This window comes from Actinophytocola algeriensis (assembly GCF_014203735.1).
GTDB lineage: Bacteria > Actinomycetota > Actinomycetes > Mycobacteriales > Pseudonocardiaceae > Actinophytocola > Actinophytocola algeriensis.
The window spans coordinates 480,112-503,593 of sequence record NZ_JACHJQ010000007.1; the positions used below are offsets into that span (position 1 = coordinate 480,112).

The 23,482-nt window shown below is 62.9% G+C and carries 26 protein-coding genes and 1 pseudogene; 2 read left to right on the top strand and 25 right to left on the bottom strand.

Going from position 1 to position 23,482, the window contains the following annotated elements; all coding sequences use genetic code 11:
- Window positions 1-211: 211 nt before the first annotated feature.
- From FHR82_RS33575 to FHR82_RS33615, 9 genes are all read right to left on the bottom strand, one after another.
- Window positions 212-1,021: a hypothetical protein gene (locus FHR82_RS33575; protein ID WP_221464557.1), complete on the bottom strand. Its 810-nt coding sequence runs from the start codon at window positions 1,019-1,021 to the stop codon at window positions 212-214.
- Between the two features lie 109 nt (window positions 1,022-1,130).
- Window positions 1,131-1,994 carry an aldo/keto reductase gene (locus tag FHR82_RS33580; protein ID WP_184814607.1) on the bottom strand — a complete coding sequence of 288 codons (864 nt, stop codon included), beginning with the start codon at window positions 1,992-1,994 and terminating at the stop codon, window positions 1,131-1,133.
- Window positions 1,928-3,139 carry a JmjC domain-containing protein gene (locus tag FHR82_RS33585; protein WP_184814608.1) on the bottom strand — a complete coding sequence of 404 codons (1,212 nt, stop codon included), beginning with the start codon at window positions 3,137-3,139 and terminating at the stop codon, window positions 1,928-1,930. The genes FHR82_RS33580 and FHR82_RS33585 overlap by 67 nt, the downstream gene beginning before the upstream one ends.
- A 17-nt stretch (window positions 3,140-3,156) precedes the next feature.
- Entirely contained in the window at window positions 3,157-3,330 is a 174-nt protein-coding gene (locus tag FHR82_RS33590; protein ID WP_184814609.1) for a hypothetical protein, read from the bottom strand.
- A 95-nt stretch (window positions 3,331-3,425) separates the two neighbouring features.
- The gene (locus FHR82_RS33595; protein ID WP_184814610.1) at window positions 3,426-3,719 is read right to left on the bottom strand and encodes a hypothetical protein; all 294 of its coding nucleotides are present in this window, start codon (window positions 3,717-3,719) and stop codon (window positions 3,426-3,428) included.
- Window positions 3,716-4,111 (bottom strand): serine integrase family protein, encoded by a 396-nt coding sequence (locus FHR82_RS33600; RefSeq protein ID WP_184814611.1) that lies wholly within the window; start codon window positions 4,109-4,111, stop codon window positions 3,716-3,718. Before FHR82_RS33600 ends, FHR82_RS33595 begins: the two co-directional genes overlap by 4 nt.
- 1 nt (window position 4,112) lies before the next feature.
- Window positions 4,113-4,322, bottom strand: coding sequence for a hypothetical protein (locus FHR82_RS33605; protein WP_184814612.1), 210 nt, complete (start codon window positions 4,320-4,322; stop codon window positions 4,113-4,115).
- A 1,140-nt stretch (window positions 4,323-5,462) separates the two neighbouring features.
- On the bottom strand, window positions 5,463-6,464 hold the full coding sequence (locus FHR82_RS33610) for an IS481 family transposase (RefSeq protein WP_184814613.1): 1,002 nt from the start codon (window positions 6,462-6,464) through the stop codon (window positions 5,463-5,465).
- Between the two features lie 115 nt (window positions 6,465-6,579).
- Window positions 6,580-7,785, bottom strand: a complete 1,206-nt coding sequence (locus tag FHR82_RS33615; RefSeq protein ID WP_184814614.1) for a helix-turn-helix domain-containing protein — start codon at window positions 7,783-7,785, stop codon at window positions 6,580-6,582.
- An 83-nt stretch (window positions 7,786-7,868) separates the two neighbouring features.
- Between FHR82_RS33615 and FHR82_RS33620 the strand changes: the two genes are divergently transcribed.
- On the top strand, window positions 7,869-8,615 hold the full coding sequence (locus FHR82_RS33620) for an HAD family hydrolase (protein WP_184814615.1): 747 nt from the start codon (window positions 7,869-7,871) through the stop codon (window positions 8,613-8,615).
- On the opposite strand, the gene FHR82_RS33625 is transcribed toward FHR82_RS33620, so the two are convergent.
- The 11 genes from FHR82_RS33625 to FHR82_RS33675 all read right to left on the bottom strand — a co-directional run bounded on the left by FHR82_RS33625 (window position 8,589) and on the right by FHR82_RS33675 (window position 15,906).
- Window positions 8,589-9,368: a DUF6338 family protein gene (locus FHR82_RS33625; protein WP_184814616.1), complete on the bottom strand. Its 780-nt coding sequence runs from the start codon at window positions 9,366-9,368 to the stop codon at window positions 8,589-8,591. The genes FHR82_RS33620 and FHR82_RS33625 overlap by 27 nt on opposite strands.
- A gap of 2 nt (window positions 9,369-9,370) precedes the next feature.
- Window positions 9,371-9,538, bottom strand: coding sequence for a hypothetical protein (locus FHR82_RS33630; RefSeq protein WP_184814617.1), 168 nt, complete (start codon window positions 9,536-9,538; stop codon window positions 9,371-9,373).
- A gap of 283 nt (window positions 9,539-9,821) precedes the next feature.
- Complete coding sequence (locus FHR82_RS33635) at window positions 9,822-10,406, bottom strand: hypothetical protein (RefSeq protein ID WP_184814618.1); 585 nt, start codon at window positions 10,404-10,406, stop codon at window positions 9,822-9,824.
- A complete protein-coding gene (locus FHR82_RS33640) occupies window positions 10,403-11,071 on the bottom strand; it encodes a matrixin family metalloprotease (protein WP_184814619.1) in 669 nt (222 codons plus the stop codon). The genes FHR82_RS33635 and FHR82_RS33640 overlap by 4 nt, the downstream gene beginning before the upstream one ends.
- A 47-nt stretch (window positions 11,072-11,118) precedes the next feature.
- Window positions 11,119-11,847: a replication-relaxation family protein gene (locus tag FHR82_RS33645; RefSeq protein WP_184814620.1), complete on the bottom strand. Its 729-nt coding sequence runs from the start codon at window positions 11,845-11,847 to the stop codon at window positions 11,119-11,121.
- 51 nt (window positions 11,848-11,898) lie between these two features.
- Window positions 11,899-12,162: a hypothetical protein gene (locus tag FHR82_RS33650; RefSeq protein ID WP_184814621.1), complete on the bottom strand. Its 264-nt coding sequence runs from the start codon at window positions 12,160-12,162 to the stop codon at window positions 11,899-11,901.
- Window position 12,163: 1 nt separating this feature from the next.
- Window positions 12,164-14,350, bottom strand: a complete 2,187-nt coding sequence (locus FHR82_RS33655) for a type IV secretory system conjugative DNA transfer family protein (RefSeq protein ID WP_184814622.1) — start codon at window positions 14,348-14,350, stop codon at window positions 12,164-12,166.
- Window positions 14,350-14,700 carry a hypothetical protein gene (locus FHR82_RS33660; RefSeq protein WP_184814623.1) on the bottom strand — a complete coding sequence of 117 codons (351 nt, stop codon included), beginning with the start codon at window positions 14,698-14,700 and terminating at the stop codon, window positions 14,350-14,352. The genes FHR82_RS33655 and FHR82_RS33660 overlap by 1 nt, the downstream gene beginning before the upstream one ends.
- 129 nt (window positions 14,701-14,829) lie before the next feature.
- Window positions 14,830-15,126, bottom strand: a complete 297-nt coding sequence (locus FHR82_RS33665; RefSeq protein ID WP_184814624.1) for a hypothetical protein — start codon at window positions 15,124-15,126, stop codon at window positions 14,830-14,832.
- Window positions 15,116-15,634, bottom strand: a complete 519-nt coding sequence (locus FHR82_RS33670; protein ID WP_184814625.1) for a hypothetical protein — start codon at window positions 15,632-15,634, stop codon at window positions 15,116-15,118. The genes FHR82_RS33665 and FHR82_RS33670 overlap by 11 nt, the downstream gene beginning before the upstream one ends.
- A 14-nt stretch (window positions 15,635-15,648) precedes the next feature.
- Window positions 15,649-15,906, bottom strand: coding sequence for a hypothetical protein (locus FHR82_RS33675; RefSeq protein WP_184814626.1), 258 nt, complete (start codon window positions 15,904-15,906; stop codon window positions 15,649-15,651).
- A 274-nt stretch (window positions 15,907-16,180) separates the two neighbouring features.
- On the opposite strand from FHR82_RS33675, the gene FHR82_RS33680 reads away from it, so the two are divergent.
- A complete protein-coding gene (locus FHR82_RS33680; RefSeq protein WP_184814627.1) occupies window positions 16,181-17,494 on the top strand; it encodes a TetR/AcrR family transcriptional regulator in 1,314 nt (437 codons plus the stop codon).
- A 555-nt stretch (window positions 17,495-18,049) separates the two neighbouring features.
- On the opposite strand, the gene FHR82_RS33685 is transcribed toward FHR82_RS33680, so the two are convergent.
- The 5 genes and pseudogenes from FHR82_RS33685 to FHR82_RS33705 form a co-directional block, all read right to left on the bottom strand.
- Window positions 18,050-19,774, bottom strand: a complete 1,725-nt coding sequence (locus tag FHR82_RS33685; protein ID WP_184814628.1) for an ADP-ribosylglycohydrolase family protein — start codon at window positions 19,772-19,774, stop codon at window positions 18,050-18,052.
- Entirely contained in the window at window positions 19,771-20,466 is a 696-nt protein-coding gene (locus FHR82_RS33690; protein WP_184814629.1) for a DarT ssDNA thymidine ADP-ribosyltransferase family protein, read from the bottom strand. Before FHR82_RS33690 ends, FHR82_RS33685 begins: the two co-directional genes overlap by 4 nt.
- Window positions 20,463-21,851 carry a 3'-5' exonuclease gene (locus FHR82_RS33695; RefSeq protein ID WP_311771394.1) on the bottom strand — a complete coding sequence of 463 codons (1,389 nt, stop codon included), beginning with the start codon at window positions 21,849-21,851 and terminating at the stop codon, window positions 20,463-20,465. The genes FHR82_RS33690 and FHR82_RS33695 overlap by 4 nt, the downstream gene beginning before the upstream one ends.
- Window positions 21,852-22,145: 294 nt before the next feature.
- Window positions 22,146-23,072 (bottom strand): annotated as a pseudogene (locus FHR82_RS33700) (ATP-binding protein); the annotation flags it as partial.
- Window positions 23,072-23,452, bottom strand: coding sequence for a YraN family protein (locus FHR82_RS33705; RefSeq protein WP_184814632.1), 381 nt, complete (start codon window positions 23,450-23,452; stop codon window positions 23,072-23,074). The pseudogene FHR82_RS33700 and the gene FHR82_RS33705, both read right to left, overlap by 1 nt.
- Window positions 23,453-23,482 lie beyond the last annotated feature (30 nt).

The window sequence follows — 23,482 nt, forward strand, 5'->3', positions numbered from 1 at the left end:
CTTGAACACGACGTTCGCCTCCATGAGTGAAGGTAAAGCCTGAACCGCAGACCGCGGGTTCGTCTGGTTGCAGACGAACGGCGTGTTTAGAAATAGTCGCGTCCGACACTTTATCGCGCTGGAGCAAACTGGGGGCCGTACCATCTAGTATAGATAATTTGTCAATACACAGGAACCGCTGATCTGTCAGCTATGGCATGCGGCCGACTACTCACACCAAGTCGGCCAGCAGGTGCGCAGCCAAACGTGCTGTTGGTTCAAAGCTTGGACTGTCCTGCGCATGGGCGTCGCCAACGACCTTTGCGCAGTAGAACAGCGTCATGAGCTTGCCAGATCGGGTGTCGAGTTCAGCTTGGCGTTCGTGGCACAGGCGCTTGGCCAACGAAGGAATGGCCAACGAGCTGACCCACAGGCAGGCGGCGTCGAGGCCGCGGGGCGCTTGGCCGAGGTCTTCCCAATCCAGCAGCCAGCAGTCCGGCGCGGTCAGGTTGGCCCAGTTCAGATCGGCGTGCGCGGGTACCCACTGCTCGGTGCTCGGCAGGGTGGTGTCGACCTGACCAGCAAAGACGCGTTCGATAAGGTCCGTCACCAGCGCCTGCGTCATCAGCTGGGTGTCCGGTGTCGCCAGCCGATTGGTTCGCTGCTGGGCCAGGTTGTCAAGCGAGGCGTTGAAGGTTGCCCACCATGCCTCCGACAAGGCCGGGGCCTCGCGAAGTGAACCGCGCGACCTGACGGGCGCTGCCGACACGAACCCGACCTCATCAGCCCGCCAGATCGCCGCATCGGCTTGGTCGCGCCACGACAGGGCGCCGTACCAGGCGGGCTTAGCGATGCCGGTCAGCAGCTCGGCGGCCTCCATGCCGTTGGCGGGCTGCCCCTGCGCCGCGATCTTGGCGAGGAGCCGTCGTTCGATCCGTACCCAGGTGCCGCGGTCGGTTGGGGCACCGATCGACCGGCGCTTGGTTACCACCGCTTCCCGGTCGAACTGCACGTCGAGGCCGCATTCGACCCGCCGCAGCACGTCCTCGACGGGCTCCTTCCGCAGATCTCGTGAGCTCGATGAACCAACACCTGACGGCACAACCACGCAGCACTCCCCTTTTCGAAGCTAACAATCAGATGCGAACCCATCATGCCGTCGTCGACGCGACCTGCTGACTCAACAGTTGGCGGTAGCGAGCCACCGCGGCTTCGGAGACATCGAGCTCGGTGCCAGCCACCAGCTCCTCCAGGTGCTTCCGGTGCGTGGTGCCAACCGCAACACGCGTCACCGCTGGCAGCTCGTAGGCCAGCCGGAAGGCGACCTGCGCCGTCGTGGCCTGCTGCCCATCGGTCAGAAACCCGGCCTGGCCGATGGCTTGCCAGGCCGGATCGGTGGTGCTGCCGCCAAACGGACTCATCCCCCAGCGGCCCTCATGTGGGATGTCGAGTCGCCGGTACAGCTCGTCGGCCGCGCTGAGAATCGGCGCCGCCACGGCCAACCCGCTACGGAGCAGCAACACCGATGGCGGCAGGTCGGATCGGATGGCTGCTGCCACCGGCCGCGGATCCCACGAGGCGATGCCCCAGGCACCACACCAGCCGGCCGCGACCGCCTCGACGACGGTGACGGAGGCCGTGTCGAGGCGGTCGCGGGCTTGTTCGGCAGGCAGGTCGCGCAGGGTGTGCTCCGGGTTGTGCAGGAACACCACGTCGGGGCAGCGCCCCAACTCGTCGACGGACTGTTCGATCGCCTGCCGCAGCCGTGCTGGCTCCAGCGAGTGCTGGGGCGGCTGGCCCGCGCCGTCGCTCGGGAAGTAGCCGACCTTGGTCGACACGATGAATTCCCCGAGGAGATCGGCGACGCGGGCCAGCTGCCGGTGCGAGCTGAAGCCTCGGTAGTTGTAGGCGGTGTCGATGCCACGAACGCCGAGGCTCAGCGCGTGTTCTAGCAGGCTGCGGTCGGGATCAGCCCGGTGTAGCCCAAGGACAATGCCTCGGTCACCTCGGCGCACAACCCCTCCTTGATGAGCACGCCAGCCAGCGCCACCGCGTCGACGCCGGTGCCGTCGCTGAGGTCGGCCAGCTCGACCGGATGGCCGGACAGCAGGTGCCGCAGCGCCAGCTCGGCTCGTGCCGCGAAGCTGGTCTTCTTGCCGACCGCGTAGACCTCCACCGTCGACTGCTGCCGCTCAATGCGCGGCGGAAAGTCCGTCACGCACACGACCCGAGTGGGCGGGCCGAACACGCCGCCGGTGGCGACGTAGCGGGTCGGCGAGCGCGTCTCTTCCCGTGCCTGCAGGTAGGCGTCGACCGGATAGTCGATCACCATCTGCGAGGCCAGGGCCAGCAGCTTCGACTCCTGATCAACCTGCCTCTCAGGGGTGCCCCAGCGGTCGAGGTCATGCCGGAACAGCTCGCTCTCGCGGCTGTGATCGGCCAGCCAGCTGAACCAGTCCACCCCGGTGCGTTTCTGGAAGCCGAAGGTGACGTGCAGGCTGAACCCGTCGCCGCGGTCACTGCGTGTGGCCTGATGCCAGAAGCCCCGCGGGATGTGCATGACGTCGCCCGACCGCATGGTGCCCGACCAGACGATCTCCTTGGGCGGTTTGCTGTTGCGCGCGGCGTCGACGTACATCGGTGCCACGCGCGACTGCCCCCGGACTTCCCAGGACTTCTCACCGGCGATCTGCACGATCACGACGTCGTGGTCGTCCCAGTGGAGGCTGAAGCCCTCGGCGTTGCTGGTGGTCAGGTAGGTGTTGACCTGCACCAGCTCGTGCGACCACCACTGCAGGGCCCGACAGGCGATCTCCATGGTCGGATCGAACGAGTCCATGGCATCCAGCACGACGGTGCAGCCCGTACGCAGGTACTGCCCGAGCCGATCCATGTTGGCGACCGGCAACGTCTGGCCGCGCCGAGTGGTCACCTGGGTGAGGTAGGCATCCGGGTGCAACTCTTCACCGCCGTGGAAACAGCGGAACTGCGGCGGGGCCAAGCTGCGTCGCATGATGGTGTCGAGCAGCCGCTCGGGTGTCAGCAGTCGCGAACACAGCTCGAGGTCGGGCAGATTGCCGCGGGCGAACAAGCCGCCCAAGCCGTCGGCACCGTTCCAGCCCAGAGCCTTTTCGAGCGATCGGATCAGATGGTGATCCATCAGGCTCCTCCGTTGACCTAGGACTGACGGGTGCTGAGCGACGTCTCGGCGATGTTGAGGCCGTCGCCGCCGGCGTCACCGTGACCGTCGGCGTCGTCGCCCGAGCCAGCGTCGGAGTGGATGGCGTCCATCCGGGCCCGAACGACCGTCAGCTGCTCGACCGCCACCACCAGGCCATCGTTGTTCTTCATGTCGCGCCTCCCATATCTGTTGTTCACCGTTGTTGCATTCATTGGGGGAGCAGGCTGACTGCACACATGGGGTTCAGCCAGCCTGCTCCCCTGGATCAGCCGGAACCGCGGTGCGGCGGTTCGTGGCTGACGACGTGGGCACGAGCGAGCAAGCGTTGGCCGAGCTCGACGAGCTGTTGACCAAGCGCTGCGTCTTGTGCCGAAGTGACGGGCTTGCCGCGTTCAGCGTCGGCGTCGAGCGCCGACGTGATGTAGCGCGAGATGAGCTTGTTCAGCGTGGCCAGTTCGCTGAGAAGCACCGCGTTGTCGTGCCAGTCGGGCTCGGGTGGCGCACCGGTGACAGCTTCCAGCGACGACGCCGCTTGGCGGATCAGGTCGATGGAGTTCACGGCGCTGGGTCCCGTCCGTCCGATGCGAAGACGTCAGGGTCGCTGCCATTGACCTGCTGGCTGACGAACAACTGCTTGTCTGTCAGCTGCACCATCTGGACGAGCACCTGCTGGATGAGCGTGTCGGTCGACAACTGCGCCAGCGTCGGCACCACGACGCCGAACGCCTCGGGCAGGCGAAGCGCCGCCAGCAACTCGACGAAGCCGCCGCGGGCGAAGTTGCCGGGCGAGACGCCGCGGTCGATGAAGATCGAGCCCAGTCGGTAGCCCGAAGCCAAGCAGAAGTCCGTGATGTCGCGACTCCAGGTAGCAACCTGCGCTTCGTCTTGTTCCTCGAGACAGAAATAGCCGTAGACGAGCGACGGCTGCTCTGATCGCCAGTCCTGCTGCATGTCAGAAGCCTTCGCGCAGGCGGAAGGCCAGGCGCACCTGGTCGCAGGGCCAGGACTGCTCGCAGGTCTGGCACGACCAGTCAGTCGCCGGCTGATGCAGAAACAGGGCCAGGAGGATCAGGTGATAGAGCTGGTGCGGCTCCGGCGTGTACTCCTTGAGCTGAACTTCGCCAGTGGGCGCTGACGGCTGCAACTGAACCACGTTGGTCAACTGCGGAGGGCTAACGAGCCGGAGGCCCATGACGATCGACACCTCTTCGTACGGCTGGACAGGGCCGCCAGGACGTTCGAACGGTCCTAGCGTGGAACGGCGCCCCGGTGCCGGAAGTGGGGAGAACCACGAGATTCGAGGGATCCTGCTGGGCGGTGAGCCTCGTGGTCAGTGCTCCCGGCACCGGGTGCCTGTCATCAACGTACGAAGGGATTGCGGGGTCAACCCTGACTGCCAGTCCGGGTTGACTGGTGATGCGGTATCCGACAGGGTGATGTCGCCCGTACCGCAGGGATGTGTTCCCGCCGCCAGTATCCGCCTATACGGCATCTAGCTCGGGGCACTGCAATGGCCAAGAACCGGCGGACTCGAGCGGGCCTGTGAGGTTGCGGAGGACAGTTATCCGTCCTCCAACGGAGTCGCGCCCGTTCTTCGGCGGTTGGTGTTGAATGGTCTGCGCGGCCTCGAGCCAATACGCGGCATCACGACTAGCGCACTCACTCGCCTCGTAATGGACCCATTCCTTGATCGGGTGGTGCCTGAGGCGAGCGTAGAGATTGCCGCTGCTGCCAATGTAAATTAGATCCCTCTCCTCGCCGAAGAGTCGGTAGACGACCGCGATCTCCGGACGCGGCGCGGTCTTAGCGAGCGTTTTGCGACTCCCGAACCACCGGCCGCTAAGGAAGACAGGAAACGGGTCCGGTACCACAAGGACTCGTTTTTCTTTACGTTGATTCAGAGATTGAACCCAATCATCATCCCCATATATAGATCTTTCCCAGTCTTCGCAACGGACCTTGGATTCTTCCGGCGTTATAATCAAGCCGCAGTCGACCAACTCCTCGAGAGGCCACAAATCCGCTGGGTCGTCACTCTGAGCTACTTCGCGTAGGTATCGCCCTTCGCTGACTTCCTCACCTTTATGAGACCACAGCGAGAGAATAAGAAATGCATGGGCCACCTCTGGAGCAAAAAGAGTCAGGCCATGAACCACGTCTAACGATAAGGTCACTGTATTGAAGGTGCGACGGGCCCCTTCGTCGAGCCTCGGCCGACGAGGCATTGTGATCTCTGGACTGTATCGGTCATTCAAGTCGTACACGTGGCGCCAGGGATTCATGCCGTAGTTTTATCGCACCACTAGCTGTATGAGGTCACGACGTTGGTGACGCCGGTGTGGAGTCGGGTGACGGGTGGCTGGTTTCCGGCGGTGGTGTGGGGTCGATGGTAGTTGTAGTGGATGTTCCAGACCTTCAGTGCTTCTGAGCGGTGTTGTTCGCTGGTCCAGGTGTGGGCGTAGAGGAATTCCTCGGCCAGGATCCGGTGATAGCGCTCGACTTTGCCGTTGTGGCGGGGCGTGTAGGGCGTGATCCGCTGGTGACGTGCCCCGCGGAGGACGGTGGCGAAGTCGCGGGCTCGGTAGCAGGAGCCGTTGTCGGTGACGATCCGATGGACATGGGCGATGCCATGCGCGGTGAAGAACGCGCGGGCGCGGTGGGTGAACCCGATGGCAGTGCGGGCTTGTTCGTCGGGCAGGGCTTCGGTGTAGGCCAGGCGGGAGAATCCGTCGATCGCGGTGTGCAGGTAGGTGTAGCGGGCCCGGCCGCCACGTCGGCGTCCTCGCATCGACTGTTTGGCTTGTTCGCTGCCGCGGCCGTGGACGCGCCAGCCACCACCATCGGAGATGACACCGACTTTCTTCACGTCGAGGTGGACCATGTGCCCAGGCCAGCGAGCATGAATGCGGCGCGGCTCGCGGTTGTTCTCGCCGGTGGGGTCGATAAACCGGCGTCGATTCAGGCCGAGGTAGGCCAGGTGGCGACTGACGGTTCTGACCGCAACCGTGACGCTCTCGCCGGCCAGCTCACGGGCGATCCGGCGGGCCGACCACTTGTGGTCCCGGCGCATCTTCTCGATCCGTACGACGACCTGCGCAGGCGTGGCGGTGGGTTGGTGGTGCGGGACGCTGGGCCGGTCCAGCAGGCCAGCGTCGCCGTACTTGTCGTGACGGTTGACCCACTTCGACGCGCACTGCCTAGAGATCCCCATCTCAGCGGCGACATGCGCGATTGGACGGGTCCGGCAACGCTCGATCAGACGGCGACGGCCTTCCACGGACAACGGGGCATTACGGTGGAGCATCGGACGGGTCTTTCTGCTCGGCGGATAGTTGGTCGCACATCCATCCTGCCGCCGAAAGACCCGTCCCCTCGTCTCAGGCCCTACCCGCCGTCACCAACCTCATGACCCGCAACAACTAGCTGATGGTCGTACCCATCCGCGACGCAAGTTGAGCTGCCTGCCGACCAACCGCTCCCCGGCCTCGCTGCACGACCGTGTGCAGCGCTCGACGAGCTGCCGGTCGGTACGTCAGGTCTTCGGGCGCCTCGACGCTCGCGGCCTGGAGCATGACCAGCGCGCCCGCGTAGTTCTGGCGCTGGTTGTAGCCCTTCGCCTGCTCGAGGTGGAAGGCGACCCGACGTTCGATGGACATACTCGGTTCAGGCACGATGCGCTCGGCCAGCCGCAAACCTTCACCGGTGTCGCCAGCCTCGACCTCGACTGACACCGCAAAGATCGCGACGTTGGTTGGACCGAACGCTGTCCAGCAGACGTTGCGTTCGCCGGTGCGCTCGGCGAGAGGGACAACCGCCCGAACACGATCGCGTGCCCGCCAGGGCTTGCCGAGTCGCACGCTGGCCATCGCCGCTATCAGCTGCAACGAACCGCGCACGGCCAGCGCATCGAGGTCATCGGCAGTGTGGGGCGCGATGTTCTCGGCGGCATGCAGTGCGACAGCCTCCGCACCCTCAGGCTGATCTTGCGCCAGCAAGACGTGCGCCAGGTTCCAGTGCGCAGCTGCTCGACGCACCGGATCGCCGGCCACCTCAGCCGCCGCAATGCCGCGGTCAGCAGCGAGCAGGGCCAGGTCGACGCGGCCAACTCGCTTGGCCACCGTGCGGACCAGGCCATAGAGATCAGCAGCACAACGCTGCACCTGGCGAGTGAGTACGGCATCTGTCTCGTCGGTCGTCCGACGCAACTGTTCGGTGGCGGTGACCAGCGTCGGCAGCTCACGGCCAAGCTGGCTGTAGCGCCGTTCCGAGCTCTGCCAGGTGCCCCAAGCCGACTCGACCTGCCGGTGCAGGTTGGTGACGTCGAGCGATGTTTGGGCTGGTGATGCCCAGGTCATTGCCTGGTGGATCGCCGCACCTGCCTCAAGTGGTGGAACTGCCGGGCCACCGGTCGGTGTTTCGCCGAGCAGCGTCGACAGCGGTACCCGCAGGACGCGGGCCAACTCGACGGCTACCGGCAACGCAGGGAGCTTCTTACCCCGCTCGATCTGGTAGAGGTAGTCGGTTGTGATGCCGCTGAGACCAGCGACAACCGACTGCGTTTGACGGTTGCCCTGGCGGGCGAAGCGCACTCGTTGGCCAAACGTCCGTGCCAGTTCGTCGTCCATACGCGATCTCCCCAGACCGGTTCTGACCAGCACTGATCGTACGCACCCGGTTACCGAAGTGGGAAGAGTGGCACACTTTTGGGGTGCCGTCCACCGCGCCCGCGCGTCTCCTGCTTCTCTGGGACATCGACCACACCCTGATCGAGACGCGCGGGGTTGGCTTCGCCATCTACCAACGCGCCTTCCCGGCGGCAACCGGGCGTCCGCTCGTCGAGCTGGCCAAGGTGTCAGGACGGACCGAGCTGGACATCATGTCCGAGACGCTGCGGATCAACGGGGTGGAGCCGACGGACGAGGCGGTCGGCCGATTGGCTGCGGCGCTAGTCCAAGGGTACGAGGATGCGAGGGACGAGCTGGGCACCCGCGGCCGCGCCTTGCCCGGCGCCTACGACACGCTCGCCGAGCTGGCAACCAGCCAAGCGGTGTTCCAGACCGTGCTGACTGGCAACCTGCGCGAAGTGGCGCGGATCAAGCTGGAGGTATTCGGCCTCGATCGGTTCCTCGACCTCGAGGCAGGTTCCTACGGCAACGACCACCAGGAGCGGGCCGAGCTGGTGGCGATTGCGCAGCAGCGAGCCAGTGAGCGAACCGGTGCCGAGTTCGGCAACGAAGCGACGGTGCTGATCGGCGACACACCGAACGACGTGGCGGCTGGGCTCGCCGCAGGTGTGCGGGTGGTTGGGGTGGCAACGGGCAAGACGGACCTCGAGGAGCTGCGTGCAGCGGGGGCTACGTGGGCGATTGACGAGATCAAAGCGGTCACCCGCCTGTTGCTCGCAAGGCTCTCGACAGCGAATCCAAGTTCACAACAGCACGCAGACGAGGAGTAGTACGAGCGCGGTTGGCGCCGCCACCTTCCAACTGCGCCAATGGCTGCTCACCCAGGTGCGGGCACGGTGCGGGACACCCGAGGTCGTCGAGCCTGGTGACTTGGCCACACCGACGTACGAGGCGGCAAAGTACTCGATTTCTGAGCCGGGGACCACGATGCGCTGCCAGGCCTCGTTCATACTGACTGCCCGGTCGCTCCCGGCCATTCGATCTTCGAGTGGAGCACCAAGGATCAGCTCGCGTTTCGTCGGGTCAAGGTCAGTCGACGCACCGACGTAGACACCGAGGATGTCTCGGCCACTCTTCAGGTGAACGCTCAACTTGACGTACTCGTACGGCTCCGCTGCCTCCTCGCATATGGCATGCCAGGCGTCAGCTTGATGGATCGGCCTGCCCTTCGCGGCCCGCGAAGTCACCACGTCGCTGAACACAACGGCGAAAGATGCGGACAAGGCCAGCTGCACGAAGAGCGTCCAGCCGACCAGCACCGCATGATCCGCAACGTAGGTCGTCGGCGCCAACAGAAGATCCGGCAGATTGAGCAGCGACGTCGGCGAGATCCATCGCACCAGCGCCATCAAGAACACCGAGATCACGGTGATGAAGGTGCCGAACAGGAGCACTCGACTGATGTGGACGAACGTGCTCTCCTCGCGAGGAAGGCGTGTCCTATCCCGCAGCAGCTCGTAGCAGATACCCGGCGCGACGAACAGGAAGAAGACGACGATGCCGAAGGCGCCGGCGGGGATCAAGATCAGTCCTCAGAGGTCTGGGCTCCGCCCATGTCCGAACTCGGCGCTGCTGACGTCGGCTGTCCAGCAGGCTCGGTCGGCGGTGCAGAGACCGGCTTGATCGGGAAGCCTGACTCCATCGTCACACCCTTGTTCTCCGTGAACTGGCCGCTGTTGTCGGTCTGGACCATCTGGTGACGGTCGCTATCTCTCGTTGTCACGCTGACTCCTGTGCATGTACTACCGGAGCACTGGCCGCCCCGGAGGTGGAGTTACCCTAGATGACCGACGGCAGTTCTCTCGTACATACGTTCGGCGTGTCGCCTGAGCAGCAAGTCGTCGCCTTGCAAGCATGGCGATCACGGGGATAGCCTTCGAACTCAGCGCGGTCACTGCCGACGTGGCCAAGCTCCACGCCTCCTCATGGTCGAGTTAACGTGGAGCTTGTACCTTCATCGGCTTGATTAGCATTATCTAGAGATCTTCAGCACCTTCTTGGCTTTTCTTTACCTGCAGGTTACTGCCACCCGTTGTTCCCGACGGGAAGGTGAAGGTGCCTTCACCTGTCTTCAGGCCGACAGCTGTACTGCCAGCCAAGGGATAGATGTCGGCGCCGTTGTCTGACAGGTTGCCAAAGATCAGATATTCCTTGCCCGCTTGAAGGATTGGAACGCCCTCGGCGTAAACTTTCGGCTCATCTGTCGTATTGCCCAGCATCTGTACGATCAGAGTGCTACCGACAGCAACATTTCCCTTATCGACACCCAACACCTTCAGTTTGTATGCGGTTTGCGGGCTTGAGCCCCCCGATGCCGGCGAACCGCTATCGCGGATAACTCCCCGCACCACAACTTCAGCCTTAGCTCGCAACTCTTGCTCGTCCTCGTACACCGGATGACTGACCGACATTGTGCCACCCCTGGGGACATTGAGCATTTCATCGGTCACGTTCGGGTCGAGAAGCTGGAGCGTAAACAGACCGGCGGTGACAACCACGACCGCCAAGATTCCTCCACCGATCGCTACCTTACGCCCCTTTGATGTCATACGCTTTTTCATGGATACAACCCGTTTATCTCGTTCGTATCGTAACTTTGCGGTGTGTTGTATGTCAAATTTTCAGTTGGATGCTCGCGCATCACGCTCGGCGAGTAGATTGTGTGCTCAAGACCGAGCACATGCCCGAACTCATGAACGATGATCTTCGTCCGTGCGAAATTACTTAGCTCACTCATCAGCGACACATTGATCAGCATTGTTGACTGGTCATAGGCACAACCCGCTCCACATGGATTCGGCTGGTTGTACACCCATGCATACCAGTCTTCGTCCTGCGTCACAGTGTCTTCATATACATGCACCCGTGGCGAGCTCGCCGTAGGCGACGGTGTCCACTTGTAAAACGCCACATTCGTGGGTGTCGCATTCCAGCTATTTGCGGCGTCTTGCAGAATTGTGCCGTACTGCGGGAGCGGCTGATCGCCAATCACACCGAGTACATCATGCGTGTAGCCAAGAATGACGAACTGACCGGACGTGCGCGGCCACTCACCTCCTTCGACGTCTCCGTGAGCGAACGGCGTGTGGCCCACGCTTAGCAACAAGCAGGTAGACAAGACCGCCACCGAGCGCGACAATCCGTTAGTTAATGACATTTGAACTCCGTATGTCAAGTCGCTCTCACAGAGCGCAGGCATGGAATAAATCAAAAACGCATACTGCACCCGAAACAGACTATTGCCTCGACCAACGGCACTTATTTCAGAATGAGCTACCTATCAACTACATCAACAACTTCCCGCACCCCCTCCTCGCTTCCATCGGTTCCGATGCAGGTCGCGACAAGATCACCCAAGATCGCGACTTTAAATAGCGCCTGCGAACCGACTGGCCCGCCGTGAGCCGTCTGCGCCAGTTGCTGCGCTCGTTGCAGGTCGGGTGTAACGAACAGCACGGTAGGAAAGACCTCCTGCTGCCAGTTATGCAACGCCTTCCAGTAACGCGAACACTTCTCCGCGATGACCGACCGATGCTCGGTCCCGCGGTCCAGCTCAAGCCAGTAGGCGATCCTCACTCCCCTGGCACGGTCACCGACCTCGAAGCGAGCATCAGGCGTCAGCTGCACCGGCCCAACTGATGCGTGGCATTCAGGCTCGGTGATGAACTCAAGGAGCACGAGTTCGTCGCGCTGCTCGGCCTGTTTGAACGCCACGAAGCAATCGGCGATGCCGAGGCTGTGAAGGTTGATCGCCCGCGGTGCCCAGAACGCCCCTGGCTTATCCAGCAGCGTCCAACCAGCTCTCCCGAGCTGATAGACATGCTGGCTGGAACCCCCGTGGCTGCCACCAACCAAACGGCGCTGGAGTCGCGCGAGGTAATGCTGTTCAACCAGTCGCCGCAGCGTGCGGTCGGGCGGTGTCGCCGACGCGAGCTCGTTGAACAAGCTAGCCCTGATGTGGCGGGTGTTGAGTTGCTTGAACTGGGCGACGAGGTCGATCACGGCTCTGTCGCGTATGGACAACTGCGAGATGTTGCTGAGACGTACCATCGCCTACCCCTTGGTACTCGCCCGCAGCAAATGCTCGCGGAACTGTCTGACCTCGTCACAGGCATGAAGGATCGACCGGCCGCAGTTGTCACCCCAGTCAGCAATGGCCCGGCGGATGATATGGGCTTGCTCGTCGTTCCAACCAGCATGTTGGTTCATCAAGGCGTTGGTCTGGCGGTAGAGCTGCTCGATCGCTTCCTGCAACGCCTCCGCTTGGCTCTCGATCCACTCCAGATGCCGGTCTAGTTCACGTGCAAGGTGTGACATGTCAGCTCCACTTCTGTCGTCCGACTTTGGGCGTCGCTCTCTGTTGCTCCCCGGTCGGTCGCCGACGGCTTTCGATCTCAGCCTCCACCTCGGCGACGGGCCGTCCGTACCTGGCGCGGCTGGCGGCAAGTACGGCGTTCGCCACGCCAGTCGTCCTCGACGGTGGTTCGGTCGTGAGGGAGATCGGCGGGCTCACACCGTCGCCAGTGACGAGGCGAGCCAACGCTTCGTAGGCGCTCAGGTTGATAAAGTCGTCCTCGTCGACCAGCCGGCCGAACTCGCGCTGCATCACCCTGGCGTCGTGGGCACTGGTCTGGAACACCAGCTTCGACTTCGCATTGGCGAGAACCGCCTGAGCGAGGCCACGCACCTTGCTTAGTTGTTCAAGACCTTGGTGGCCGAGCACCATGCCCAACCCGTAGCTACGGCACTTGGCAAGCATGTCGGCGGCGTTCACCGGCAGGTTGACATAGTCCTGAAACTCGTCCAGGAAGAGGAACGCCGGCTTGGGCAGCTTGACGGTGCGCACGGCAGACCACAAAGCGTTCATCAGCAAGGTGCCGACCAGGGCCGCGGTGGCCTCACCCACGCGCGTGCCGTTCAAGTTGATCAAGACGATCTTCCGGCTGGTGAGCACCTCCTCGAACGTGAAGCTGCTCCGGCTCTGCCCGATGATGTTTCTGGTCTCCGGACGGACGTCCAGCTGCCAGATCCGATTGTGAACGGGCGCGGCCATACGATCGCGCTCCTTGTTCTTGTCATCGAGGTACCGCAGCCAAAATTGCCGGATACTGCGGTTCTTGAGCCGCGCCACCAACTGGTCGCGCCAGGCCACCTCCTCCGGGCCTTGCGGCGTCAGTAAGGCGGGGAGGTCGATGAACGTGTGGCCAGGCGTCGCAGCCAGGGCGTGCAAGCCGTAGTACAGCAGCATCGGCGCGTAGACGCCGCCGTGGTCACCGTAGATGCCGATGATGAGCGCGCTCAGCTCGTCGACGGCCCAGTTGGAGGTGCCGGCGTTCAGCACGTTGAAGCCCAGTGGGTACGCCGTGTCATCGACATCGAGCACAATGACGTCCTTGATGCGGCGACGCGGTACCCGTTCGAGCACCATCCGATAGAGATCAACTTTGCTTTCCAGCACGATCACGCCATGGCCTTGCGCCATAAGTTGTCCGGCCATATTTGCCATAGCCGTTGATTTTCCGGTTCCGGTCGGGCCAAGCACCTGCATGTTCTGGCAGAGGTGTCGAGGGGTGACCGCGACCGTGCGCTCAGCTCCAGGGAAGTTCGAGACGCCGACAACGATGCCGCTCGCTGGGATGGTGCTGGTCGCTGGCAGCTGCCGGGCTTGCCGCCGAGGCAGGCCGCTGATGTGCGGTCGATCGATTGGACACGCCGAGACACCAGCTACCTCGGACACCGCGAGCTGCGCTGGGTATACCAGCGGCGGTACGCCCTCGGTGGCCCGTTTGAAGAGGCCGGACTTCGACATGACGAAACCGGCCTTGAAGCGGGTGAACGAGCTGGAGGTGCTGTTCAAGGCCGCTTCGACCCGCTTGATCAACTGGTCGGCCTGCGCCGGCGTGCTTGCCCCGGCCACCACGCGCACAACTGCAAGGAAGTTCGTCTCGCTGGCCTTCGCCCTGCGGTCGTTGACATCGTCGCTGTCCGTTTCCGGCACGACGAGTTGGCGGTACCAGCTCGGTTCCCGGTGCCGCGAGGTGAACGAGCTGGGCATGCGCACCGGCTTGCCGGGAGGAGCCGGCGCCAACACCACTTGGTAGAGCACCGTCTGCCCGTTGGCTAGTCCAGACAGACTGGCCAGCAGTGCGGCGGCCAGGTGCGCTGGCTCGCCGAGACGCAGGCGATGGGGCAGCTTGGTCAGACCGAGCTCAACTCCGGCCATCCAGGCCGGCGCTGACGGCGGCGGTTCGGGAGCGACACGCACACCAGGCAGGTGAACTCGAAGCTGACCAACGATGTAGTCAGCCTGTGCCTTCGGAACCCGAAGCCGATGGGTAATGCTGCTGCTGTTCGCCCAGACCTCAAGCACGAGGTAGGCGGAGCTGCGGCCCGGGCGATGAAGCGCACCGCTCAGCGCCTGGAAGGTCGTCATCAACTGCTTGTCAGATACGTCAGGGAAGCTGATGACGTATGTCTGGTGGGTGGCCGGTCTGCTGATCGTCATCACCACCACTCGGTCGTGACGACGATCAGCAGGATCAGCAGGATGACCGCGGCGGCAAGGACCCGTCTGGCGATCGCATGGATGCGCTCGAGCGTGCCGCCGTAGCGCGACCGCTGCAACCACGAGCTGCCGCGCCGCGCCCGCCGCACCTTCACCGCGTGCACCACGGCCATGCCGATCGTCATGCAGAACGACAGCAACTTCCCCACGATGCGGAGGAACTTCGTCGTGCTCATCATGTCTGGCGTCTCCTTGAAGGTGTTCTCGTTGAAGGACGAGAACTCGTCGGCGAGGTTGAAGGACACGAACTCGACGACGACGAGCGAAACGCTGGCGACGCTCTTCAACACCGCCCTGCTCCTCACGACGACGACACCGTCGTCCGGACTCTGTCTGGCGTCCCCAGACGGACGATCACCAGTACATGAACGAGGTAGTCGCCGGGCCGCCGATTCCCCGCACCGCTCGAATGTCCTTGCTCACGACAGCTGGTTCCACTCTCGAGCCGCCTGGTCCATCTCGACCGTGACCTGTTGGTAGGCGTCATCGAGCTCTCGTTTTGCCAAGCCGACCTTCACGTCGACCTGGCGTCGCTGGTAGGCGAGCGATTGTCGGCGACACATGCGGACCGTGAGCACGGCCAGAACGACCAGTCCAGTCAGCAACAGGTAGGGCCAACCGTGCACCAGCAACCACCAGAGGCCGCTCAGCAGCGCCACCGTGGCGAACATGATGCCCAGGAAGGTGAGCACGCAGCCGACAGTCTCATCCAGCATCAGACGCTCCACCTTTAGACCGCTGATGCATGGCGGTAATCACGCGCTGCTGAAGCCGCTTGAACTGCTGATCAATCACCGCGAAGGCTGCCTCGACGGCACGATCGATAGCTGACAAGCTCTCCTTGATCTCGCGAAGTTGTTTGAGCGCCTCGTCAAGTTCCGCCGCCCTACCGTCATCGACCTTGAGGTGGTAGCGCTCGGAAGGTTCGCCGATGGCCCGCGAACCTCTGGCATGGTCAATGTGTTCATACATGGAGACTCCCTGCGATCCGAGGTTGGTAGCCGTAATGCAAGTGACTTTGCGTTCGTAGGCCTGTTGGATGCGCCACAAGCCGTCCTCCAGCCGACCTTCACCATTCGATAGCTGGACTCGTAACTCGCGAATCTCGTCCAGGGCTTGCTCGGCTCTTCTCTCAACATGAGCACGTGCAGCGGCGCGAATGTCCGCGATCAACTCGTGCCATGACTGAGCGGGTTCACCCGAACCCCGATCCCTGTTGATCATCCCTCCGGCACCCGCTAGAAGGAGGATCCGTTAAAGAGCCCGTTTTGAATGCCTTCGACTCGGCGGACGAAGTTGTACTCCAGCCGCCCAAGTAGCGCGTTCAGCGCCGGATCCTCGCCTGCCAAGGCCCGTCGCGTCATATCGACCTCGACCACTCGCTCCATCGCGTGACCAGTGAAGGCTGCAAGGCCGTCCGCCTGGTAGGCGGCCAAGCGCACCGCTGCCGTCGCCCTGTGCGCCTCGACCTGATGTTGAATGTCGACGTCGCGCATCCCGCGAGCAACAGCCCTGTTAACCCTGCCAACGGACGTAGACGTCAGACTATTACTCGGCGTCATCAGTTCACCCTTTCGTGCATACCACTTTTAGCTGCTCGATCCGAGTTTCGCTGGCATACTGTCAGCGAATAGACGGCAACTGCTGCCGACTTCTACCTTCCCGGAGGCATGCAGAGACGTCAAAGCCGAACTGACCCCATTGATGCACTGATGACTACAACAGTCCATGTAGCCATCACTACAACGCAGATGCGCAAAGGATGTGAACGTGTCGCAGGACAACTCCACCAGAAAAGGCAAGCTACTCAACGGGGGAATCGAACTGATAATTTGTGGCGATGGAGAAAAAATTCTTTTTAGTGGCCTGACTGGTGAACTTGTTGCGAAACAAGCTGGCTATGCGGGATCGAATAGCTTCAATCAGGAATACCCGGGAGACGTCGGCGGAAAGGCCAAATACTTGAAGGAGGTACTCACCTACCTTGTATCAGGATCAACGCGCGCGTCGGACCACCTCGGGTCAGAAGTCAAAGAAGCGCTCGTGTCGAGCAAGGGCGAGCCCGTTCAGGTCGTGCGTCAACTAGCCACTTGGAATTTTATACTCGCCCGCGACGACCCTGGTGAACTACAGCGGATGGCAGCACTAATTCTGGGCCGAAAGAGCCCGCATGTCTTGAAGGCTTTGAGCGAAGACTACGGCCGAGCAACCCAAAACGGCATAGACGCATACGTCGCTATCCTTGCGAAATGGGGGGCCACGCTTCGAGCACCATTCACGCCACTTCTATTGGCCATCGTTCTAACCGCTCTCGTCGAGGGACTCGCGCTACGCGCCCGCATTGATCCGAACCTCGTACCCGAAAGCCTATTTGGCGATGCCGTTGTCGCACTCATCGCTGGTATCGTCGACGTTGAGCACCTAAATCAGCACGTTGACGACGTAGTCGCGCCGATATCTGAAGCAGTCAGGCTAACCTACAACTCCGAGGTCAACGACACTCTTCCGGACGATCCACGGCGAGCGGTCCTAGACGCAGCGCGTAGCGCGTTTGAACGCCGCGGCTACTTTTCGGCGACACTGAGTGAGATTGCCACCCGTTCTCAAGTTCCACTGCAAACACTCAAGCAACTATTTCCAAGCAAGGATTCCATAGTCGTGGAAGCTCTAAAATCGGACGTCGCCCAACTCGCGGATTCTATCGCAGTCGATAAGACCATTGGCCGTGACGAACTAACGATTATCGAACGCCATCTAGCACGTCTCGCGAGCCTATTCCTGTCGAACAGCGAATTGAAGGAGGCCTTCGTGGCCGCAGCGGCCTGCAGCTCTGACCAATCTGCTGGCAGGCATGAAACGAACCAAATCGCCATCAATTTGCCTGCGCTGATCGCCCCCGTCATCGATAATGGCCAGCGACTCGGCGTGATAAGTTCATCTAATAGTGCGCACGAGCTGGCATCAATCTTGACGCACACTCTGATGCTGCACTGCTTCAGCAACATGGCAAACCTCGATACTGGCGCTATCGCCCAGAAGGTCTCCAATACGTTGCTTTACGGCATGTGCACCGATCGTCAATGAGAAGAATGCCCGCACGGCGAGCATTCTTGCTGCGCTGGGCGGGCCCTATATTGTATAGTCAGGCAGGCTTATCTCTATTAGTCTTCGTCTGCTGGTAGTCCTAACCGCTGTTGAACCTTGTTGTAAACAGTTATGTCGCCAGCAAAATCGCCCGTGTCGGAGGGTCGCGCTTGCAGGAGCATTAGAAGGCTCCATAGCGGTTCACCAGCACCCCCCGGTGACAACCGAGCAACTACGAGCATATCGTCCAATTGCTTGACGTAGCGATGATGGTAGGAGTAGACCTCCGCCGCCGCCTCGGGTAGCGTTGCAGCAACCATCTGAACTGCTTCGCGATGCGCTTTGACGAGGCGGTTTACTGTAGATTCCAGAAGCTCGCGAATTGGCTCGCGCCGTTGGTCGGGAGTTGTGTTCACCGAAATTCCTGACTGCGACGAACCCACCACACACGCACACTGCATGCCTGACTAGACGAACGATCATCGTCCATCCACCTCACATTTAACACGAGATCCACTAGCAATGCAATCGTGGCGAAGCTTCCCCCAAACTTATTTATGGCTGCTCGTCAAGTTGCGACGAAGTACCGAGAGCAACCCGCAGCGCTGCAGTGAAAGCGATCAACTGTTCTATGGTGCCAAGTCGAGACAACCGCCGTATCGCATAACCGATACTCTGCTCGCTGTAATTTTCACGCTTCACCCAGGCAAGCATCTGATCCACATCGACCCGAGTGGATGCGCTTCGCTCAATGAGAGCGGGATGACGTTCCGGCTTGCTAGGCCGCCGACGCAACTGCTCATATCTCGAAGGCCGTGTCTGCACGGGATCAGTGTCGATCAGCGGAAGCTGTTCGTTCTGGGCGTCGACTGGCTGCTCCGCGTGGCGGGGTTTTTCCTCGGGCTTGTGCCGGGGCGGCCGGTTACCCGACGGAAGCTCACGCAGCTGCGATGGGTGTCGATGCTTCAGTAGGAACGTCGGCCCTAGGTCGCTGCGGAACCATCCCCAGTGCGCATCACGGCTGTACGCCGTGTCCTCGTCTAGCATCGGCGAGAGAAGGGCCAGCCCTGCCAGCGCTGGCTGCCCATCAACCAGCCCAACTGCATCAAGCTGACTGCGCGGCGGCTGCCAAGTCAAGAGGTCGGGATACCTGGTTGGAGCGACCGGCCCGCGGCCCGAGAGCCGCGTAAGCCGCTCGGCCTGCTCACACAGATAGTCGTGGTCTTGTACTGGCGTGGGTGGTGCTTCTGATGCCACCGCCCCGACCAGCGCGCAGGCCATGCTGGCGATGGTGTCGGTGTCGGTGTTCAAGGCCCGGCTCGCCACGAGTGCACATTGCCGCGGATCCCGCGGGTGAGCAGCGGCCAGCGCGAGCGAGGCAACCACGGTTGCTGTCCCACTACCACGCGTGGCGTCGTCAAAGAGTCCGAGTTGCCCGCACATCGCCGCGTACGCCTCGCCGTGAGGCGTCTGATCGTCGGCGAGCGCAGCGACGTGAGCCTCAGCCTTGTCCAGCAACTCACGCGTCTCATAGATCGTTTCGTCCCAGGCATCACGGAACGATGAGCCCGTGGTTTTCTCCCAGGTCGGAATCCACGCCGAGGCAGCCATCTCGTGCCCTTCGAGCATGCTCAACGCCGCCCGTGGCCCCTCAAGAAGATCTGACCAGTAGCGTGGCGGGACGATTCCGCCCCCGGCCATCGTCTGCCCAAGCGCGACCGCGTGCAGTACCGCCCCGACGAGAGCCCGCGGGTGACCGTGCGTCGTGATCGCATTCAGCAGTACATCTTGGAGGTAGCTGAGGTCACCTGGCCGCCGCGCGGCCCAGACGTGCGGCTGAATTCGCATCGCTGCCCCGTTGCCGCCCGCGTTGACCCAGCCATCGAAGAAGTTCGCGAACCAAGGCGTGTTTGCCTTTGTGAATCCTGCTGCCGCAGCCTTACTAGCTCGCCCGCCTCCCAAGGCATATGCCGGCCACAGCGTCAACTCGACGGCTGTGAAGGCCTCTACGTCGAAGCCCTTACTTGAAAGCGCTCTTGCTGTCGCTAGCCGCAGCTGGGTGTCGTCGGAGTAGGTGCCGGCGGGAAGCGACATATTCACGCCGTATCTGCCGCCGACCCGCCGCTTCCAGGCGACCGGCTCCTTGAGCTCACCGTCGCCTCCTAAGCGCCGCCGCAAGCCCGAAGCATCCGTCAACTCGCTGATGAAGCCTAGGGCGTCTGCCCAGGCGGCCCACAGCATCGACAACGTCACCTGTTGAACGCGACGTGGCTGGGTCACGCGAACACCTCTGGCTTGCACACGACTGGCACACGGGGCTTGGTGTCGAGCGCTGCGTACAAGCCCTCGACATGGTCAGCGGTCTCATGATCAAGCACATAGATGGAACGAAGCCACCGTAGCGGTACTCGATCTGGATAGAGGACCTCGGCTTGAGCGTGCGTGGGCATATTGTTCGGTGTCCAGCTCTTGCGACGTTCGACGGTGTTGTAATAACCCCACTTGACGGCATCGGCGAACATGCCTGCCAAGCCCGTAACACCCGAGTCACGCTTCGTGATCGGATAGGCGTTGTTACTGTTCGCGAAGACTACGTCGGGATGCCCAAGGATCGCGACATCGAACGCTAGGACGCACCAGGAGATGTCCTCTTCCGGATGCCACCGCCGCGAACTCTCCAGGAGAGACCGGTTGATCTGCGTCACCGACATGGAGACGTATCCTGTCCAGGCAGCGTCTCTTGAACGATCTGGACAGTTCTCCAGCGCGATGTAAGCCAGATACTGTTCCTCGCGGAGACGGTCACGAGACAACACCGAACCAGTCGCTACGGTGCCAAGCAAGCCAGCCCCGGTCGTGAAGTGCAGGACCTCGGTGATACCGCGGTCCTGGGCGTAGGCAAGTACCGCATGGTCAACACCGAACGGTTCGTCGCCAACCGGCGCTGGCTCACTCCCCAGCACGCCGCTCATCGGGTCACCAGCTTGTACGTGTCGGGCTTGAACAGGCTCAGCACAGTCGACGGGTCGTCTGGCTTGAACCCGACGTACACGGAGGTGCGAGCCCGGCCGACACCCATGGCGATGAGCCGGCGCAGCGCGTCGAGCTGCACGTCGCCCTCCTCGGCGCCGTGCGGGGTGACCTGTTGGTTGAGGCCGGGCAACACAACGTGGTCGAACTCCAGGCCCTTGGCTGAGTGCAGGGTGCACAGCGCAATCGCCTCAGGGCCTTGTGGCCAGGTGCTGGCTCGAGTCAGCTCGACGAACGGCAGCCCGGCGCCCTGCAGCCTCCAGCGCAGCTCCTTGAACCAGCCGCCGCCCTTCGGCTGCAGGAACCCGACCGACTCCCGCTCGAAATCGACGGTCTGAATCAGGCGCTGCAGGATGTACTCGACCTGGCTGCTGTACTTGCCCGCAACCACCTCCGGCAGGGGGCCACGGCGAGTGCAACTGTTGAAGTCGGGAATCTGCCCGTCACCGTCGAGCTGCAGCCCCTCGACGAGCGGACGGGCGAAGGCGGCGATCTCGCGGGTGTTGCGGTAGTTCTGCTTCAGCGTGTGGTTGCCGCCCGTGAAGTTGGTGATGCCGACCTCGCGCCAGGTGAAGAAGCGCGGGTAGATCCGCTGGGCGGCGTCCATCACGAACGTCACCGACGAGAGTTCGGTTGTGTGCTGCAGGATCGTCCGAACCTGGTTGGCCGCGAAGTCCTGGCTCTCGTCGATGATCACGACGTCGAAGGGGACGACGTCGGCTCGGTTGCCCGCAGCCAGCGCGATGTCGTTCCAGTCCATCAGGCCCCACTTAGCCTTGTACGCCTCGTAGGGCGCGACGACCTCCGCCAGCAGCCTCTCCTTCATGGGTCGCTCGAAACGCGGGCTGAGACCACGGCCCTCCCGCTTCTTGGCCAAGTACGTGTCCAAATGGCCGGATGGAAAGCGCCCGAGCAGGTACTCGACCTCGTCGACGAGGAAGCCGTTGTCGGCTGGCAAGGCCCTGATCAGCGGCTTGAGCATCGTCTCCATTCGGTCACGATCGACGACGTCATCTGGGTCGATCTCGACCAGGCTCCTGGCCCACTTGCCGAAGGTCTGCACTTGCAGCTCCAGGCCGTCGTTGCCAGCAACCTGGTGGGCGGCGAGCTGCCGGACATAGCCCGCGAGTGTGCGGTTGTAGGTCAGGACCAGCACACGGACTGGATCATCCAGCTCCAAGCGGTTACGCCGCGCCAGTCGCTGGCCGCACAGCTGCTTGAGACGAAGTAGGGCGGTGGTGGTCTTGCCGCTACCGGCTGCTCCCTTGATCAGTGACGGCCCGGGCTTGGACGCCCCCATGATCGTCAACTGCTCGGCAGTCGGCACGACAGACTGAAGAAGCCTCACTACATCCTCCGAAGAGGTCGGGGCCCGGTGTGCCGGGCTCACATGTCAGCCAGCTTACTCGCGCTGAGAGCTTCCTCACAGCGATATTCCGCTCCGTCACAGAGCGCTTTGCGCAGGTCACAGGGGGATGCGGCGTGGGACGAGACACACACCGACGCACACACCATCTGCGGCAAGATCGCCTTCATCGACCGCCGCCGTTCCAGATGTCAAATGATCATGAACGGCGACGTTTGTCCTGGTAAAATGGCCATTGGTAGGGTCACATACGCCATCGCTCGTATCGTCGAGCAGGAGCACCCCGTGATGTGCGGTGCTGATGGCACCGGGCTTCGCCAGCCCGACACCGCCGCCGACGAGCGCGGGCACAGAGCACGAATGGTGGGGCGCGATGAACGGAGGGGTGGTGACCAGTGGTGACTCCGGTGACAGCAAACCCCCGATCGAATGGACTGTGGTGACTTCCAGTGCCTGGTCGTGCGCCAGCACCGGCAGCAGTCCGGGGAGTCGCCGCGCGAGCATCGTCTTCCCGGTGCCCGGTGGGCCGGTCAGCAGGAGGTGGTGGCCGCCGGCCGCCGCTACCTCCAGTGCCCATCGGGCTTCTGGTTGGCCGAGCACGTCCGCCAGGTCCGGTACGTCCGCCGGTGGCGCGGGCGGGCGCGGAAACGTGCTCTTGAGGGTGTCGGGTTCCCCGCGAAGCCAGTCCAGGACCTCCGTCAGGTGCTCAGCGCCGAGGACGTCGAGTTCGGTGACGAGCGCCGCCTCCGGAAGCGTCGGAGCCGGCACGATCGCGCGCCTGATGCCGGCGCGCCGGGCCGCGATCAACGCGGGGAGGACGCCACGCACCGGCCTGATCCGTCCGTCCAGCGCGAGCTCACCGAGCAGCGCGGTCTGGTCAAGCCGTTGCGCCGGTTCGAGGCCCGCGGCCACCAGTACCGCGCAGGCCAGGGCCACGTCGTAGCTGGAGCCGCCTTTGGGCAGCGCTGCCGGGGACAGCGCCAGCGTGACGAGTTCGTCCGGCCACTTGCGTTGGCTGTTGCGGACCGCGGCTCGGACCCGTTCTTTCGCCTCGTTCAGTGACGCGTCCGGGAGCCCGACTATCTGGGTTCTCGGGCGGCCGCCACCAATGTCGGCCTCGATCTCCACTGCCACGCCGTCCACCCCGAAGAGGGCCACCGACCAGGCTCTTGCCAGGGGCATCAGAGGACGCCCCTGAGGTGGCTGACCTTCGGGGTCTCGTCCGGGGGCCAGAGGATGGCGACGATGTCGTAGCGAGTGGGGACGTGTGGCACGCCGTGGTCGGCGCGCCAGCGGCGGGTCAGTCTGCGTATTCGGGCGGCTTTCGGCTCGTCGACGGCCTCCGCGGGCGGGCCGTAGTTGTCCGTGGTCCTGGTCTTGACCTCGCAGACCACCAGGGTCTTGCCGTCGGTCAGGACCAGGTCCAGCTCGCCCTCTGGGCAGCGCCAGTTCTTCGACAGGACCGTCAGGCCCTGCGCCTCCAGGTAGCGGGCTGCCAGAGCCTCACCGCGCTCGCCTGTGCGCAGGTGGGCCGGCCTGGTGTGTGTCGCCTCGGTTGTCATGCCCACGACCTTGCCCCGCGGACAGGGTCA